At 51.1% G+C, this 17118-nt stretch carries 11 protein-coding genes; 4 read left to right on the plus strand and 7 right to left on the minus strand.

Translation table 11 applies throughout. From position 1 onward, the window contains the following. Positions 1-62: 62 nt before the first annotated feature. The 5 genes from ACR0QT_RS02680 to ACR0QT_RS02700 all read right to left on the minus strand — a co-directional run bounded on the left by ACR0QT_RS02680 (position 63) and on the right by ACR0QT_RS02700 (position 8115). Entirely contained in the window at positions 63-1352 is a 1290-nt protein-coding gene (locus tag ACR0QT_RS02680) for a TolC family protein (protein WP_432629358.1), read from the minus strand. Positions 1353-1365: 13 nt separating this feature from the next. Next, the gene (locus ACR0QT_RS02685) at positions 1366-2532 is read right to left on the minus strand and encodes a TolC family protein (RefSeq protein ID WP_432629359.1); all 1167 of its coding nucleotides are present in this window, start codon (positions 2530-2532) and stop codon (positions 1366-1368) included. Positions 2533-2606: 74 nt separating this feature from the next. Beyond that, positions 2607-5753 carry an efflux RND transporter permease subunit gene (locus tag ACR0QT_RS02690; RefSeq protein ID WP_432629360.1) on the minus strand — a complete coding sequence of 1049 codons (3147 nt, stop codon included), beginning with the start codon at positions 5751-5753 and terminating at the stop codon, positions 2607-2609. A 15-nt stretch (positions 5754-5768) separates the two neighbouring features. Beyond that, entirely contained in the window at positions 5769-7031 is a 1263-nt protein-coding gene (locus ACR0QT_RS02695; RefSeq protein WP_432629361.1) for an efflux RND transporter periplasmic adaptor subunit, read from the minus strand. A 358-nt stretch (positions 7032-7389) separates the two neighbouring features. Next, positions 7390-8115 (minus strand): TMEM165/GDT1 family protein, encoded by a 726-nt coding sequence (locus tag ACR0QT_RS02700; RefSeq protein ID WP_432629362.1) that lies wholly within the window; start codon positions 8113-8115, stop codon positions 7390-7392. 478 nt (positions 8116-8593) lie between these two features. On the opposite strand from ACR0QT_RS02700, the gene ACR0QT_RS02705 reads away from it, so the two are divergent. The 3 genes from ACR0QT_RS02705 (at position 8594) to ACR0QT_RS02715 (ending at position 11342) form a co-directional block, all read left to right on the plus strand. Further along, complete coding sequence (locus ACR0QT_RS02705; protein WP_432629363.1) at positions 8594-9268, plus strand: response regulator transcription factor; 675 nt, start codon at positions 8594-8596, stop codon at positions 9266-9268. Then, complete coding sequence (locus tag ACR0QT_RS02710; RefSeq protein ID WP_432629364.1) at positions 9265-10344, plus strand: sensor histidine kinase; 1080 nt, start codon at positions 9265-9267, stop codon at positions 10342-10344. The genes ACR0QT_RS02705 and ACR0QT_RS02710 overlap by 4 nt, the downstream gene beginning before the upstream one ends. A gap of 203 nt (positions 10345-10547) precedes the next feature. Further along, positions 10548-11342 (plus strand): M55 family metallopeptidase, encoded by a 795-nt coding sequence (locus tag ACR0QT_RS02715; RefSeq protein ID WP_432629365.1) that lies wholly within the window; start codon positions 10548-10550, stop codon positions 11340-11342. A gap of 63 nt (positions 11343-11405) precedes the next feature. Here ACR0QT_RS02715 and ACR0QT_RS02720 read toward each other — a convergent pair whose 3' ends face one another. Further along, positions 11406-12335, minus strand: a complete 930-nt coding sequence (locus tag ACR0QT_RS02720) for an AraC family transcriptional regulator (RefSeq protein WP_432629366.1) — start codon at positions 12333-12335, stop codon at positions 11406-11408. Positions 12336-12417: 82 nt separating this feature from the next. Between ACR0QT_RS02720 and ACR0QT_RS02725 the strand changes: the two genes are divergently transcribed. Next, a complete protein-coding gene (locus ACR0QT_RS02725; protein ID WP_432629367.1) occupies positions 12418-13851 on the plus strand; it encodes an MATE family efflux transporter in 1434 nt (477 codons plus the stop codon). Positions 13852-14076: 225 nt separating this feature from the next. On the opposite strand, the gene ACR0QT_RS02730 is transcribed toward ACR0QT_RS02725, so the two are convergent. Further along, complete coding sequence (locus ACR0QT_RS02730) at positions 14077-17076, minus strand: NYN domain-containing protein (RefSeq protein WP_432629368.1); 3000 nt, start codon at positions 17074-17076, stop codon at positions 14077-14079. Positions 17077-17118: the final 42 nt, after the last annotated feature.

The following is a 17118-nucleotide window of genomic DNA, read 5'->3' on the forward strand; positions in this document are numbered from 1 at the left end:
CATCATGAACAATTTTTCAAGTGTAGGATTTGCTCGAATCGGTAATAAATATTCAATATGTTTTACTGCATCATTCCTTTTACCGCCCAGTCGTAGGTGTTCAATGCCTGAAACAGACTTAAGAATGCGCTCTCAAGTGCATTCTTTTTCTGTGTGTAAGTGATCTGTTCCTGAAGATACTCCGCCTTGCTCAGCATCCCAAGGCTGTACTTGCTCTGCGCATTCTTCCATGTGATCTCGGCACTCTGTGCTCCGGTCTGTGCGCTCACAAGTGCCTGTCTGCTCTGCAAAACCTGATTGTAGAGATCCTGCATCCCGGTCTTCACCTGCTCGACCTGCGCCTGCTCCTTGCTCGACTTCGCATTCATGCCTGCGGTATCAGAGTTGGAAGAATTACTGCGGATGCTGATCAGTTCGGTGTTATTTCCGATTGCGGTCTGGGTATCCGCACTCAGATCAATCGCATCCACGCGCGAGACATCGGCGGACGGAATCTCTGCAATCTGAATGCTCCCATCTGTCGCAAGACCGAGCATCAGACAGAGATTCTGATAAATTTCGTCCGCACTGTTCTTTGCCGACTCCGCCGACTGCTGTGCCGAGAGAAGACTCTCATACGCAGTGTCGACATCAGTCTGGGAGGCAAGTCCTGCGCCAAGCATCGTGCAGGTATTCTCATACTGCGTCTGGTAGAGTGATTGCATCTGACCGGCAAGCTCCTCCTGCTGTTTTACCGACTGATACGAAATCATCAGGTTCTGCGCCGCATTCGTCAGCGTGCGCTCGAGTGAGAGCTGGGAGGCAGACGAGCTCTTCCGGTTCATTCGCTGAAGCATGCGGTTGTACTGGGAGATCGAGGCACGGTAGATCGCAAGGTTTGCCGAATACTCCGCATAGTCATCCATATCGCCGGAATCCTTTGCGTCCTCCTTCTTGCGCTTATCCTCCGCAATCAGCTCCGTCAGCTCTTCCTTCATCTGCGTGTACTGCTCTCGCGTCGAGTCGGTCGCATCCGAAGCCTGCTTTGCCGAGGTATTTCCGCGGTGGATCAGACTTCCAAGCTCGTCATACTCCACGAGGTTGTCATTTAACCGCTCCTCAGAAATCACATTTCCATCTGCCATCTCGGTCTGCGCGGTATCCTCCTCCCAGGTCACCTCGGGACTGACGACAGGGCTCGTCGCCTCCTCCCCTGAGTTTTCCGAACCCGCAGAAGTTCCAGATGAGGATTCTTCGGCGACATCGCTGTCCGCAAATGCCTGCATCCGCCCGACTCCGCTAATATTTGCGCTCATCGTCATCGCACTCAGGGCAAAAGCCAGAGCAAGCAGGCGGGATCTTGATTTTCTCATCTCAACTCCCTCCTTACTCTGCGCTTGCGAGACCATTCACATTCCAGCGGTAGGTCTCGAGTGCGTCCTGATACGAGATCGACGCTTCTTTTAACGCGAGACGGCTGTTTGTGAGCGCGATCTGCTGAGTCTGATTCTCATAAGCGGTAATCATGCCCGCCGAGAGTTTCTGATCGGACAGCGATGCCTGTCTCTCCTGCGTCGTCAAGGATGCCTGCGCCTGCTCATAGGCGAGCTTTGCATTCTTCAGGTTCTGGTACGCACTTGCGACTGAGGCACGGATCTTTCGCTCGTTTCCCGCAATCGTCGTGTTCAAGTTGCGCTTTGTGTCGTCCGAGACTGCATTTTCCAGTTTTCTCTGGTTCACGAGAAGCGTGTAGTTGTTCTCAAGTGCAGTCTGCTGATCCGCAGAGAGGTCAATCTGATCGACTACGCTCAAATCCACCTCCGGCAGTTCCCCGATCGTCGGATTGTCACTGCTGTCCCAACCGAGCATCACGATCAAGGACTGTCTCGCACTCTCGACCTGCTGTTCCATCTTCTGAATCGTATTCTCCTGCGTCTGAACCGCCTCAAGCGCAGTCAGCACATCGGCATCGGTGATCGTCCCCGCACTGCGCTTCGTCTGTGCCAGCTCATAGTCCTGTTTCAGACGAGTCAGAGTTGCCTGTGCCTCCTCAAGCTGAAGCTGGTTCTTATAATAGGAGAGGAACTTTGACTGCGCCGACAACACGAGATTCGCCTCCGCCTGCGCATAGTTCAGATAATAGATCCGGCTGTCCTCTAAGTTGTTGTCCGCCTGCTCTCTCAATGATTTCGCCTGCACCTCGAGTGAGAGGTCACTGACACGACCGGAACCGCTGTCGTCTCCGCTCTTGCTCGCCTCGAGATCCTCCGCGAGATCCAAGTAGGAGTTGGAGACATCTTCTCGCGTTGTTCCGTAATCCTTGATGAACTTCTGGTACTCATACTGGTTGTTCTGAACCGTCGGGTTGTACTCGTGGATCAGGTCCGCAATCTCGGAATACTCGAGATTGTCGTCCTGAAGCGCACTCCACTCCTCAGCCGTCCGGGAAAACTCCGGGCTCGACGCGAGCACCCGCGCCGGAGCAGAGATTCCGATTGTTCCGACCGCGAGAATCCACGCCATCATGCGAAGGTTCCAGTTTGCTTTTCTCATCACGCTCTCCTTTCTCATCGTTCTTATTTTTCTTATTTAGTTATTCGTTTCTTATTAGTCCTTATTAGTTCTTTTTATTTATCCTTATTCTCTTCGTTCTCGGTCTTTCCCTTTGCCTGCTTTTTTGCTTCTTCTCTCGCTGTGCGCTTCATCATCTTCTTGCGCGCCTTCTCAAGTTTTGCTTCCTCGCGCTTTGCTTCCTGCTCCGGGCTCCGGCTCATGATGCTGTAAAATACCGGAAGCATCAGAAGGCTCAAAAGGGTTGATGCCGTCAGACCGCCGATGTTTACGATCGCAAGACCTCTCGTCATCTCACCGGAGTTTCCGAGTGCCATTGCCATCGGGATCATCGAGACAACGGTCGTCAGCGTCGTCATCAGGATCGGGCGAAGACGGGTAGCTCCTGCCTCAATCAGTGCCGTATCGCGATCCATCGTCGCACGGTACTGGTTGACCGTGTCGACATAGAGAATACCTGCATTTACTACGGTTCCGACAAGCATCAGGAAACCAACGAGGGACATCATACTGATCGCACAGTCAGTCAACCACAGAAGACCGAACGAACCGATCAAGCTGAACGGGATCGTGATCATGACCATCAGCGAGAACTTCGGGGACTCGAACTGAGCTGCCATCACGACGAAGATCAGAAAGATCGCAGTCGCAATCGCTCCAAACAGTGCCGAGAACTCCTCGTTCATCGACTGATTCATCGAGTTGATACCACGGCTCACGGTCTCGGTCAGATTCGGTGTCAGCACTTCCGCATTCAGAGTTGCCTCGGTCGACTCATTCGCCAAAGCCGTGTACTCGGCGGTGATCGTTACCTTGTATTCCTTGTCCTCACGGCGAATCGTCGCCGGGCTGTCCTCAAATGCAACGTCTGCGACATCCGTCAACAGCACCGATCCGCCGTTGGAGGTTGAGAGCAGAATTCCCTTGATCTGATCCAGGGTATCGTAGGTATTTTCCGGATAAGCGACCTTTACGGTTACACTCTCTCCATCGATGTCAAGATCGGTCGCCTCAATACCGCTGACAAGATTTCTCAGCGTGCTTCCGACCGCCGATGCACTGACGCCGTATGCCTTTGCCTTCACGGCATCCACGGTGACTGCGACAACCGGCGAAGAGTTCTCAATATTTGAGTGAACCTGAGCGACTTCCGGTCGCTCGGAAAGCTCTGTGACAATCTTGTTTGTGACTTCCTTTACCTCATCGTAGTCCGCGCCCTTAATGATCGCCTCATAGCTGTTTCCAAACGAGGACATCATGCTCATCGATCCGCTGACATCGACGCTGATGTTGCAGTCCGGAATGTCCTGAAGCTCCTGTTTCCACTCGTTTGCAACTTCCTTCGTGCTCATCTTTCGGTCATCCTTCAGATAAGCTGTGATGCTGACATCACCACCGCTCATTGCACCGGTTCCGCCACCACGCGTCATATAGGACTCGACATCCTCGTGCTGAGAGATGATCGCCTCAACTTCTTTTGCAATCTCATCGGTGCGCGCCGTCTTAAGTCCCGGTCTCGTCTCAATGCTGATCGAAACCTGTCCCTGGTCATCCGATGCCATCAGCTCGGTCTTCAAATGCTTTCCAAGAAAGAGCGAGAAGACGAGCAGAGCGACCGACACGAACATGACCGTCTTTCTCTTCGGAAGAATCACACGCATCGCACTGCGGTAAGCATCCTGAAGCTCGGCAACCGGTCTTGAGAACGGCGCCTTCGTCTTTTCAGACGGACGGTAAAGCATGTAACAGAGCGGAACAACCGCAATCGAGGAGATCAGAGAAGCTACCATACAGAAGACGATCGTCCATCCGAGAGGTCCGAGCATCTGTCCGGTCATTCCCTTCAACATTGCAAGAGGGATAAATACAACGCAGGTCGTCGCCGTCGAAGCTGCGACCGATGCACCGACGATATTCGTTCCCTCAAGTGCATCCTTCATATATTCAATCAGTCCGCCGTCGCGCTTTGCCGACACACGGAAACAGCTCTCAAGCACAACGATCGAGTTATCTACCATCATGCCGACACCGAGCGTCAACGCACTCAGCGTGATGATGTTGAGCGTCATTCCCATCCGTCCCATGACAATCAGCGAGGACAGAACGGAGACCGGAATCGAGCTTCCGACAATCAGCGATGCCTTCAGATCTCCGAAGAAGAGCCAGATGATGATCATCGAGATCACGATTGCCATGACAAGCGTCTCGGCTACGGAAAGCAGAGACTCCTTGATGCTGTCTGCACTGTCGTTTACGATTGTGATCTTTAAATCCGGGTCCTCGCGCTGTAAGGATTCGATCGTGCTCTTGACCTGATTCGAGAGTGCCATCGCGGTTGAACTCTGCTGTTTCGTGATCGCAATCGAGATCGTGTCGTTGCCATTGTATCGAGCAATGCTGTCCCCGGAATCGGAGGTGGTATAAATGTTTGCTACATCCTGAAGCGTCACAATATTCTTGCCAGAGGTGCTAAGCGGAATCTCGCCGAGCAGTTCCTCGGTGTCATACTTCATCTTTGTCGTCAGCGAGAGTTCCTGACTTCCGACATCAATCGTTCCAGCCGGGGAGGAGACGTTTGCATTTGCAATATCCTGCGAGATCGAACTCATCGTCACACCGTACTGCTTCATCTTCTCCTCGATCAGCTCAACCTTGATGTAATTGCTCGAACCACCCATCAGAGAGACATCCGCTGCATTCGAGAGCTTCTCAAACTCCGGAACAATGTCATCATTTACATAGTCATAGAGATTATCTTTCTTCGTGTTCTCGATAACCATCATAATATCAGAACCGGAATTCGAGTTCATCTCCATGATCGTCGGCGTATCCACATCGTCAGGAAGATCCCGGCTTGCAACCTGATCGACCTTCTTTTTCAGATCGTCATAGGCTTCATCCATGTCGGTTCCATAATCATACTCCAGCATGACCATCGAACTTCCCTCACTCGAGTTCGAGGTGATCGATTTCAATCCGGAAAGCGTACTGACCGAATCCTCGATCGGTTTTGTGATCAGCTCACTGACATCCTCCGGGCTTGCACCGCTGTACTGCGTGACGACAATCATCATGGACATGTCCATGTCCGGGGAAAGCTCAAGATCCATGCCCGTGATCGACTGATAGCCGAACACGATCAGGCAGAGGATCGCGAGAATTGCCGTTACCGGACGTTTGAGGACAAATTTTGTAATTCCCATAGTCTCTGTTCCTCCTTACTGTCCGCTCTTCTCGCTTGAGACATCCTGTTCATTCTGCTCGCCCGGAGTGCCATCTGCGTTCTGTGCTTCCGGTGCACCCTGATCTGTGATATCCGATGCACTCTCTGCATTCTGTCCATTTGCATCCGGTGCACCCTGACCACTTTGTCCGTCCGGAGTGCCCTGATCCTCCGCTGTGCCCGTGGAAGTGTCTGTACTTCCCTTTAAGCGCACCTTTGTGCCCTCATTCAGCTCAGAACTCCAAGTCGTCAGCACCAGATCATCCGTCGTCAGTCCGGAATCAATCTCGATGTAATCCGAGTTGTTAAGTCCTGTCTCAACCTGAATCTTGTGCAGAGTACTGCTTGAGGAATCGTAAGTGTATACATAGGAATTTCCGCCCTCGTAGTAGACCGAATCAAGCGGAACCGATAATACCTGATCAGCACTCTGAGCAACGACATAGAGCTTTACCGAAGAACCTGTCGGAAGACTTCCGTCCTCAAGACTCTCGTCGATTCTCGCCTTGAGCGGGAAGAGTCCGGTCGTGCTGTCCGTCATCGTGCTGACCTCATAGATGATGCCGGTGTACTCTTTTCCATCCTTCTCCACGCGGATCTGGTCGCCCGGATTCAAGTTTCCACGGATTCTCTCGGTGACGGAGAACGAAACGACCTTGGCGCCCTCTCCAGAGATGACGCAGAGCAGATTTCCGGAGTTCACGGTGTCATAGACTTTCACATCACAGAGTTCCACGGTTCCTGAGATCGGCGCCGTCACCTGACTGTATGAAACCTGATTGTCATAGTTCGTCTTCGCGTTGTTGTACTGAATCTGCGCCGACTGCACCTGATCCTGATACTGCTGATATGCCTGCTCGGAGATTCCACCGCCCGCATAGAGTACCTGCTGTCTCGACAGCTCCTCCTGAGCCTGACGGAGCGCAAGCTGTGCGGAATCAAGAGAGCTCTTTGCGCTCTCGACCTGCTTTGTGTCGATCACGCAGAGAAGCTGACCTGCCTTGACCGTATCGCCCGCCTGTACATTAACCGCAGTCACATCTCCGCCCGCCTTCGGGTACACATAGACGACATCCTCCGGCTCGACGCTTCCAACGAGTCCGCTTGTCAGTTCAATGTCGCGGATCTCCGGATTCTCCGCCACGACGACGGGATCTGAGACTCCCTGAGCAAACTGCTTCGGCGTCATAAGTTTCTTTCCAACGACCAGACAGAGCGCCACAACAGCGACTCCACCGATTATCCATCCTTTTTTCATCTCTCCACCTCATCCTAGTTTTTGTTTCTTTCGGTTTCCCTAAGAGTAAGACTTCATGCTTCCATGATTCACTCCGGCATTTATCTGCGCGGAGCATGATTTTTAGTTTCTTTCATGACTGCCATCCTACCATCTCTACATGAACCATTACTGAACCGAAGATGAACTCAAGATGAAATCACAAAAACTTCACATTTTCAGAGGTTTTGATCTGTAAAATAACACAAAAAAACAGGCACAGAAAACAAATCAGATAAAAATAAAGGAACATCTTGCTGGCAACGTCAGTTTGATGCTCCTTTTATTTCAAGAAGTTTTCTTATATTGTCTCCTACGGCATTTTCCGTTCAGAAAATCCCTACTCATGTACAGTAACTTTATTCGCTTCTTTCTTCTTGACAAAAAGGAAGACACATAAAAAGCAAAACACAATCATGGTAACGATCATCAACAACGATACCGGAATTGGATATACATCCATGCTGATCAGCGTAAGTCCCTGATGCAGTGTGTATACACCGAATACAGAGAAGATAAAAAACGCAAGCATATTCAGCAATCCCTCCGGAGTCTTACTCTTTAACAGATATCCTACCAACATTCCAAGAATATCCGCCAAAAAAAGTCCGAGCGAACATCCAATCCAGACAACAAGCGCTGCTCCCAAACCTTCATTTGCACCAAAGGTAATCGCGGTAAGCTGTGTCTTATCTCCAAGTTCTGCCACAAAAAAAGTACAGAAAACTGCAAGCGGAGCGAACTTAATCTTTGATTTCCCGCCCTCTTCTTCCTCGTCATCATCCTCACCGGCAATCGTTGACACCGCAAAATACAGAAATGCAAGTGCTGCAACCACCTTAATCAACCAGTCCGGAATGAATGCGCTGACAAGCCCTCCCGCAAGAACTGCCAGTCCATTGAGTACAAGAATTGCTACTGCCGTTCCCAATATAATATCTCTCAACTTATATTTGGACGTAAGCGCAATCAGCATCAGCTGAGTTTTGTCTCCCATCTCTGCTATGAATTCCGTAAAAAATACCTTTAAAAACAATAACATTTCCGCATTTCCCCTTCTCTCCATATTAATAGCAACAATAACACCAACCAAAAGAATTGTTATCGCAAACATCTCCCGCAGAAAAAAAGACCCATGTATATCAACTGCCAGCAATGTATTTATTGGATCTATCCATACATAAACTGTTCATCGATATACATGAGTCTCATTATTTAAGATTTGCCAGATTATACGCTCTGCTATAATCAGAATGTTGACAAATCACACTTTCGCGCTAACTACTCCCTCATGGGCTATTCAATTACTTGATAAATATTATCAAATGCTTTCCGATTTGTCAACAAAAACAAAGCGAAATCTTGGTTACTGTTCACGCGCCCTGCAAACAGCAACGGATTTTTTCCTGTTCATCTGAAATTCACAATCACGAGATATAATAAAAAATATGATAAAAACATCATCACAAATATTATTATAAAAAACACCCTATAACCACAAATCCACAAATGCGAAAATCTTAGAGAGGAAAAATGAGATGCAAATGATTCATATCTTAATCGCTGAGGATGATGCCTCACTCTGTCGGCTTTACAGCATTGTTTTGGAAAAAGCCGGATACCACACCTTCTGTGCAAATGACGGTCAGGAAGCATGGGACACACTCGACCGCGAACACATTGATCTCGTAATCACCGATATTATGATGCCGGTCATGGACGGCTATGAGTTCGTGCGCCTCCTGCGCCGGACAAATCCCGTAATTCCGATCCTGATGATCACCGCGAAAAATGATTTCCCGTCAAAGAGTCTTGGCTTCTCAGTCGGAACCGACGACTACATGACAAAGCCCGTCGATCTCGACGAGATGGTTCTTCGCGTGCGCGCCCTGCTCCGCCGTTCCCACATCTTTGCTGAACGAAGTATCCACATCGGAAACACGACGCTCTCCTACGATTCCCTGACTGTGGAGACCGCCGGTGAGACGATCACCCTGCCCCAGAAGGAGTTCTTTCTCCTCTATAAATTTCTCTCCTACCCAGACAAGATTTTCACCCGTCTTCAGCTAATGGACGAGATCTGGGGACGCGACAGCAACTCCGATGCACAGACGATCGATGTCCATGTCAACCGTCTGCGCCGTCGTTTCCCGGACAATCCCGATTTTGAGATCATCACCGTGCGCGGGCTCGGATACAAAGGGGTGGTGAAACGATGAAACATTTACGCCTCTGGCTGACATTCGCGGGGGCTGCGACACTCGCCCAGTTCCTCGGTTTCTTCATTCCGACCATCATTTCGTGGGAACTTGTCAATCTCGGAATTCTCAATCCCGATGAACCGTTCGTCTGGATGCCCCTGATCTCACTGATGCTGACTGCCTGCATCCTCTCTCTGCTGTTAATTCAGCTGGTTCTCGGACGACTCCTTCGCCCGCTCCAACAGCTCGTTCTCGCTCTGAAAACCGTCGCAAGCGGAGATCTCTCCGTCCGTCTACCGGAGGACAACTGGTGGTCGGAGATCCGCGAGACAAACTCGAGCTTCAACAAGATGATGAACGAGCTGAACTCGCTTGAACTTCTCCAGTCCGACTTCATCCAGAACGTTTCGCATGAGATCAAGACTCCTCTCGCCTCGGTCCGCGGATACGCCTCCCTGCTCCACTCGACCGATCTGAACGAGGAGCAGAGCGAATACGTCGACCGGATTCTGACCAGTTCCGACCAACTTGCGACGCTGACGGGAAATATTCTTCAGCTCTCCAAACTCGAAAATCAGCAGATTTCTCCATCATATCGGGATTTTCTGCTCGATGAACAGATCCGCCAGATTATTCTGACGATGGAGCCACTCTGGAGCAAAAAGAATCTGAATCTTGAGATCGATCTGCCGGAATGTCCATTCTGCGGAAGTGAGGAGCTTCTCGCCCAGGTCTGGACAAACATCCTCTCAAATGCAATCAAGTTCACACCGGAAAATGGCACGATCAGCGTTTCCCTTCTCATGGATCAACAACCGTCAAGCTCAAATCTGGAATCCGCTCCAAAAGGCGCTCCTGTCTCCGTCATCATCAAGGACAGCGGATGTGGAATGAGCCCGGAAGTACAGGCACACATCTTTGACAAGTTTTATCAGGGCGATCGCAGTCATTCCGGAAATGGAAATGGCCTCGGCCTCGCCCTCGTTCAGCGCATTCTGCTTCTAGTCGGCGGAAGCATCACGGTCTCAAGCCACCCCGGCGAAAGTTCATGCTTCACCGTAACGCTTTCTCCGGTCAGCAACACCTATGCCTGAACCACGCAACCATTTTACGCCCGATTTTCCCAGCCAAACACCACTCCTCTGCCCGAACATATTTCACGCAAGGAAGTCAAAATCCGTCATTGCATAAATTGCAATTCCTGCTACAATGGGACTAAAGCAGTGATTCTGATTGGAGAATACATAAAAATGACACAAAACTAGAAACTCGACTACAAATAAAGGGGGATTTATAAGTGAAAGTTTACATCAGTGTTGATTTTGAGGGAATTGCAGGTTCTACCTCCTGGTCTTCGACCGTTCTCGGAGACCTTGAGCATGCTCCGCTCGCAAAAGAAATGACGTTAGAGGCAGTTGCCGCCTGCGAGGGTGCTCTCGAAGCCGGTGCAACAGAGATTTATGTAAAGGACGCTCACGACAGCGGTCGAAATATGGACCCGACGCTGTTTCCAAAGGAAGTTCGCCTGATCCGCGACTGGACCTGCGATCCGCTCTCGATGATCGGTGGCATTGACCCTTCGTTTGATGCCGTGATGTACGTCGGATACCACTCCCCTGCCGGAATGGATGGAAGCCCACTCAGCCATACGATGAACCGCGGAAACAACTACGTCAAATACAACGGTCGCCTCGCTTCCGAATTTCTGATTCATGCATATGCCGCCGCTTCCATCGGAGTTCCATCCGTCTTTCTGAGCGGAGATAAGATGCTCTGCGACCACGTCCATGAGTACGATCCGCAGATCACAACCGTTGCCGTCAAAGAGGGAATCGGCTGTGCGACAATCAACTTAAGTCCGGCTCTCGCACAGGAAAAGATCCGCGAAGGTGCAAAGAAAGCCCTTGAGAATCGCGCCAACTGCCACATTGAAGTTCCGGAGACGATCACGATGGAGATCTGCTACAAGGAGCACCACCGCGCTCACCGTGCCGCCTGCTACCCGGGTGTTGTTCAGCTCGACCCCTATACCGTTTCCTTCACAACCAATTCGATGGAGGATCTGTTAAAGGCGCGGATGTTTATCTTATAAATCCATCGTTTAAAAACACTTCGCCATCATTTCTATTTTTTTATTTATTATTTTTGCTAGTTCTTATTTTTGTTGCGTCCTGTGCTGTCTGCGATATTCCCGCGGGGACATGCCGATCGTCTTGTGAAAGAGATCCCCGAAATAGTTCCCGTCGGAGAATCCGCACAGGCGCGCAACTTCAGAGATCGAACCGTCCGTCTCTCTTAAAAGTCGCCCCGCTTCCTTCAATCTCACATGATTCAAATATTCCTTATATCCAAATCCAGTCAACTTTTTAAACTGTCTCGAAAAATAAGACGGACTTAAAAATACCTGACCGGCAACATCCTCAAGCGTAAGGGATTCCCGAAAATGCTCGCAGATATACCTTGCCCCGGTCTGAACTGCCTTCTCCGGCACTTCCTCAATCCGGATCTGTCTGTTTTCCTGCGCCTCCCGCGCAAGAAATACCAGAATCTCCAAAATTCCCTGTCGTCTCAGCAGATCCGAAAACTCATCCCGATGCTCTTTCTCTAAAATCAACTTCTGAAACATTTCCTCAATCAGGTCTCTCTGTCTGCCCTCAACATGCAAGTACGGACTCTGTGCAAACTTTTCTCTCCACCCGCTCCCACACACTGCTTCAAACTGCTCCATATAGTCCCGGTCGAAACAGAGCGCGATCCGCTCGCTCTCCTGCGTCATCTCATAAGTCGTGTGGTGAAGCGCCCCGGGCTCGATCAGCACAATCCCTCCCGCAGTCAGATGATAAATCGTGTGGTTTAAAAAGACCCGACATCCGCCCGAGACAAGATAATAGAGCTCATAGAACTCATGCGCATGATCCTGACGCATAAAAAAATGTGCCTGACGCACTTTTCGGTCACACACAATCCTGCACGGGTCTACACTCACGGAGAGTTCCTGCTCCATACAGCCACAATCCGAGGATGTGACTGCGGGCTTTCCCGCCGTTCTTTCTGAAACCGCGCAATTTTTCTGTAATTCTTCCATTTTTCTCCCCGTTTTTCTGTAAAATCCTATGTTTTTTTGTTGTAAAATAAAAGGCAGTATGAAACACAGAAAGGAAATTCCCATGGCAAATCAGGCATCCCTCTCAAAAAAAGATACAGAATTTCGTGAGTTCGCCCTGCACGCAGACATGTGGCGCGTTGTCCTCTACGTCTGCGCCCCACTTGCGCTCTATCAGAGTCTGACCCAGATGTTCAAGATCTTCGACTCGATGATGGCATCTCATATCAGTGCAAACTCCGTCTCCGCCGTCGCCTACCTCTCTCAGATCAATCTGATGCTCTCCGCTCTCGGCGGGGGACTCGCAGTCGGCGCAAGCATCAAAGTCAGCGAGGCATACGGAGCCGGCGACTATGAACTTGTCAAGAAACGGGTCAGCACCCTCTTTGCACTCTGCGGAATCCTCGGCGCCGGAATTCTGCTGGTCCTCGTCCCGTTCTCCTCTCAGTTTCTGCGCCTTGCAAAAACTCCAGAGTCTTTCATTCAAGAGGGCTCACGCTATTTTATCCTCGAACTGTTTGGCATGGTCATCAGCTTTTTCAACAACGTCTACATTGCGATTGAGCGTGCGCGCGGAAATTCCAAGCGAATTCTCCATTTAAACATCGTTGTGATCCTGATCAAGCTGTCGCTGACTGCCCTCTTCGTCTACGTTTTCCACAGCGGAATCAACATGATCGCCGTTGCGACGATCGTTTCCCAGTCCGCTCTCCTTCTCTCGGCAGTCGTGAACCTTAACCAGAAGGGAAACGCATTTGGATTCTCGCTCTCCTCAATCACGATGAAGCGAAACGTTGTCGCACCGATGATCGGTCTGTCAATCCCGGTCATCATCGAGAAAACCGCATTCGCATTTGGAAAAGTGGTAATCAACTCGATGAGCACGGTCTACGATGCCCTCGTTGTCGGTGCACTCGGAATCTCCAACAACATCGGTGGCTTCACAACCTCCCCGCAGAACGGATTTCAGGAGGGTGGTTCCGCAATCATCAGCCAGAATCTCGGCGCCGGAGATGCGAAGCGCGCACTCGAAGCCTTCAAGTGGGTTTTTGTCTTCTGCTGTCTGATCGGAGTCGTCTTCATGAGCATCACGCTGATCTTCTTGAAGCAGGTCTGCTGGATGTTCGCCGGAGATGATGAAGCCTTCGGAACCTTGATCGGCGCTGTCTACCGCTATGAAGCCCTCGGCGCAGTCCCGCTCGGCATGTGTTCCGCAGTGATGTCCCTGCTCTACGGCTTCGGCAAGACACGCATCACCCTGTTCATCAACTTCAGCCGTGTCTTCCTCTTCCGCATCCCGGTTCTGTGGTTCTTACAGAACTTCACAGATCTCGGAAGCGTCAGCGTCGGCATTGTCATGGCAGTCAGCAACGTCTCGATCGGCCTCCTCGCCATGATTATAGGAGTATTTGAGATTCGTAAAATCTGCAAGGAGTACAACGTCTCGTTCTGGACACAAGCAAATGCATCTTCACTCCGAGATATTCCAAGTCACTGATTTTTTTAATTTGCTTGAAATCAATATTTTGCTGGCATCTTTGGTGGGGAAGATTCTGCAAACCCGTGTGAGACGCCGGTGTTTAGGTCGCGTAGTTTGCGACCTTATGCACCGTTGCGTCGAACCCGGAGCGAGAGCGCGTTTGCAGGACTTGCCCCGCCAGAAGATGCCCCACCAATGCACAAATTCTCACATTCTCACACTTCCAATTCACTGACCTCTTTTTTATTCACTCTCCAGCGTAATTTCACCCTTCTTAATTTTCTCAAGATACTCCGCAAGGTCTTTCTCCACCTCTGCAAAGAGGTAACGCTTCCCGGGCTTCGGCAGATTGCCTCGCTCTTCCTCGATCTGCCGGCTGACCCTCTCCATATCTTCCTCTAAATCCTTCGCCGACATCAGCAGACATCCCTGTCCGCGGATAATCAACTGCTCAAGACCATCCGAGGTCGCAACCGTCACGCGATACTTTCGTCCCATCTCATGCGCAAACTTCTCGATATACTGGTCGGCAGTCTCCGCCTCCTTCGTATAAACCACATGAATGTTATGGTAATCCGAAACACTTCCCGTTCCGCCCGGAACCTTATACGCATCGAACACGACAATCAAATGACATCCCCGATATCCCTGATAATTACAGAGCATATCCATCAGGCGATGTCTCGCGCCATCAAGCGTCACCTGCATCAGTTCCCTCAGCTCGTCCCACGCATAGAGAATGTTATATCCATCGACAAGCAGATACTCATCGAGCTTCGCAGAATTCTGCTTTAAATAGCCCGGACGCCCCGTTCCCGGAACCGAATGAATCACCGAATCATTACTCCCATTCCCATCTGCGCGCTTTCCGCCCCGCAACGCTCCATTCGCAGTCCTCGTCCTCTGATTTCTGCGAATCTGCTCTGCTCTCTGCGGATCGTACTCCACAACTCTCGGACCGCTCTCATTTGGCAGTCTCCGCTTCGACTCCCCATAGGTGCGCGTAAAGATCTCCTCCAGCTCATCCTCAGTTACCCCATACGAAGAAGCACCTGAATAATTGCCTGAGGAATTGCCTGAAGAAGCACCTGATAAACCACCAGAAGCTCTACCTAACCCCCTGCCAGAATATCCACCGGAAAACTCAGCCGACTCCTCCTGCTCAGCTGCCCTTGCCTGCTCAAGTGCTTTCGCAATCGGACTCTCGACCTGCATATACGACTTAACCTGATCCCACGGCACAACAAATCCCGCTCCATGCGCGCAGAACACCGATCCGATCGGATTGTAGAGATCCGCCTCCGCGTCATAATGAGCAGACTCGACAACTTCCTCCGCATTGTGGCATGGGAAATACCCTTTAAGCGTGCACGCAAGCCGTCCTCTTCCCCTCGTGTAGGAGACAACCTCTCTCTGGTAATCACGCATCAGCGAAACCGGCGCACTTCCCTCAAGCACCATTCGCTCTCCCTCCGGCTCCGGACCGGAAAACTTTGCCTGCATCCGGTCGAGATCCGCCATCGCGCGTCCGACACTCTCCGCCGGAACCTCAAGGCGAAACTCGTAGAACGGCTCAAGAAGTTCATAATCGCCGACTGCACACGCCTCGCACAGTCCCTGACGCACTGCGCGGTACGTCGCCTGACGGAAATCTCCGCCCTCGGTGTGTTTCTGGTGCGCTCTTCCCGCAATCAGCGTGATCTTCATATCCGTGATCTCCGCTCCGGTCAGCACTCCGCGATGATGTTTCTCCTCAAGATGCGTCAAAATCAAACGTTGCCAGTTGCGATCGAGTGCATCCTCACTGCAATCCGCCTCAAACTGAAGTCCGCTTCCCCGCTCAGCCGGTTCCATCAGAAGATGTACCTCCGCATAGTGGCGCAGAGGCTCAAAATGACCGACACCCTCAACCGGAGCCGTGAGTCTCTCCTTATATACGATATTTCCCTCTCCAAACTCGACAACTGTCCCAAAACGCTCGAAAATCAGGCTCTTTAACACCTCGATCTGCACTTCGCCCATGACCTGTGCCTGAATCTCTCCGAGTTCCTCATCCCAGACGACATGAAGTTCGGGCTCCTCCTCCTCGAGCTGTCTCAAGTCTCCGAGCATCTTGTGGAGATCTCCGCCCTCCGGGAACATCAGACGGTACGTCAAAACCGGCTCAAGAAGTGGAAGCTCCGACTCTGCCTCCGCGCCGATTCCCTGTCCCGGGTGAGTCTGCGTCGGTCCCATGACAGCACAGATCATTCCTGCTTCTGCCTCATTGACCGTCTCAAATTTCGAGCCGGAATAGACGCGGATCTGGTTGACCTTCTCTGCCTCCCCCGTCTCACACCCGTCAATCATATCTTTTACACAAAGCACACCACCTGTGATCTTCATGTGCGTCAGACGGTTTCCCTGAGCGTCTCTCGAGATCTTAAAGACCTTTGCGCCGAACTCCTTTCCATATGCAGGACACGGGGCAAGTTCCCGGATTCCCTCGAGAAGTCCGTCTACTCCATCCAACTTGAGTGCCGATCCGAAATAGCACGGAAATACCTTTCTCGTCCGAATCATCTCGCGCACGCGCTCCACCTTCAGCGTTCCGCTCTCGAGATACTCCTCCATCGCTGATTCCTCGCACATTGCAAGTGCCTCGAGCCACTCCTCATCTGCTGTCTCAAGGATCTTCTCAATCATCATCGGCTGTCTATCCCCACAGTGATCCGCAGAACCAGAATTCTCTATCGTGACAGCACCCTCCCCAGATGCACCAGCAACACCACGATCAAATGCCACACAGTTCTCATCGAGATGCGTATGGAGCTGGCTCATCAGCGCTTCCCGATCCGTCCCCGCCTGATCCATCTTGTTGACAAACACAAACGTCGGAATCTCGTAGCGTTTTAACAGTTTCCACAACGTCTCCGTGTGTCCCTGCACCCCGTCCGCCCCGCTGACCACGAGTACTGCACAGTCAAGCACCTGAAGTGTCCGCTCCATCTCCGCAGAAAAGTCCACATGTCCCGGTGTGTCAAGAAGCGTCACCGAGAGATCTCCGAGTTCAAAAACTGCTTGTTTTGAGAAGATTGTGATTCCTCTTTCCCTCTCCAACGCATAGGTATCCAGATAGGCATCACGGTTGTCCACTCGTCCCATCTTTCGTATTGTGCCGGTCTCAAAAAGAATCCCCTCCGACAGCGTCGTCTTTCCCGCATCTACATGGGCAAGAATCCCCATCACCAGTCTCTTTGCCATAGTTCGCTTCATCCCTTTCCGTTCCATGTTTTTCCATAACTA

This window comes from Brotaphodocola sp. (assembly GCF_050873365.1).
Classification (GTDB): Bacteria; Bacillota; Clostridia; order Lachnospirales; family Lachnospiraceae; genus Brotaphodocola.

Bases quoted from the DNA above. Each gene is read 5' to 3' on its own strand.
- ACR0QT_RS02720 (WP_432629366.1), bottom strand. From the start codon at position 12,335: ATGGAAGAATTACAGAAAAATTGCGCGGTTTCAGAAAGAACGGCGGGA.
- ACR0QT_RS02695 (WP_432629361.1), bottom strand. From the start codon at position 7,031: ATGAAAAAAGGATGGATAATCGGTGGAGTCGCTGTTGTGGCGCTCTGT.
- ACR0QT_RS02705 (WP_432629363.1), top strand. From the start codon at position 8,594: ATGATTCATATCTTAATCGCTGAGGATGATGCCTCACTCTGTCGGCTT.
- ACR0QT_RS02725 (WP_432629367.1), top strand. From the start codon at position 12,418: ATGGCAAATCAGGCATCCCTCTCAAAAAAAGATACAGAATTTCGTGAG.
- ACR0QT_RS02680 (WP_432629358.1), bottom strand. From the start codon at position 1,352: ATGAGAAAATCAAGATCCCGCCTGCTTGCTCTGGCTTTTGCCCTGAGT.
- ACR0QT_RS02685 (WP_432629359.1), bottom strand. From the start codon at position 2,532: ATGAGAAAAGCAAACTGGAACCTTCGCATGATGGCGTGGATTCTCGCG.
- ACR0QT_RS02730 (WP_432629368.1), bottom strand. From the start codon at position 17,076: ATGGCAAAGAGACTGGTGATGGGGATTCTTGCCCATGTAGATGCGGGA.
- ACR0QT_RS02710 (WP_432629364.1), top strand. From the start codon at position 9,265: ATGAAACATTTACGCCTCTGGCTGACATTCGCGGGGGCTGCGACACTC.
- ACR0QT_RS02690 (WP_432629360.1), bottom strand. From the start codon at position 5,753: ATGGGAATTACAAAATTTGTCCTCAAACGTCCGGTAACGGCAATTCTC.
- ACR0QT_RS02700 (WP_432629362.1), bottom strand. From the start codon at position 8,115: ATGGAGAGAAGGGGAAATGCGGAAATGTTATTGTTTTTAAAGGTATTT.